General features: G+C 69.2%; 1 protein-coding gene. It reads left to right on the forward strand.

The window, feature by feature from the left end:
* A partial coding sequence (locus C3492_RS43880) for an ABC transporter ATP-binding protein (protein WP_146075819.1) occupies positions 1-509 on the forward strand: 509 nt, incomplete at both ends.

Raw genomic sequence — 509 nt, forward strand, 5'->3', positions numbered from 1 at the left:
ATGGCGATGATCTTCCAGGACGCGTTGTCCGCCCTCAACCCGGTGATGACGGTGGGGGACCAGCTGGGGGAGATGTTCACCGTCCACCGGGGCATGTCACGCAGGGACGCCCGCGCGAGGGCCGTGGAGCTGATGGAACGGGTCCGCATCCCGGCCGCCGCCCAGCGCGTACGGGACTACCCCCACCAGTTCTCCGGCGGGATGCGCCAGCGCATCATGATCGCCATGGCGCTGGCCCTGGAACCGGCCCTCATCATCGCCGACGAACCCACCACCGCCCTCGACGTCACCGTCCAGGCCCAGGTCATGGACCTCCTCGCCGACCTCCAGCGCGAATACCGCATGGGACTGATCCTCATCACCCACGACCTCGGCGTCGTCGCCGACGTCGCCGACAAGATCGCGGTCATGTACGCCGGCCGCATCGTGGAGTCCGCCCCCGTCCACGACCTCTACAAAGCCCCCGCCCACCCCTACACCCGCGGCCTGCTCGACTCCATCCCCCGCCT

The organism is Streptomyces sp. Ru62, from assembly GCF_002920615.1.
Classification (GTDB): domain Bacteria; phylum Actinomycetota; class Actinomycetes; order Streptomycetales; family Streptomycetaceae; genus Streptomyces.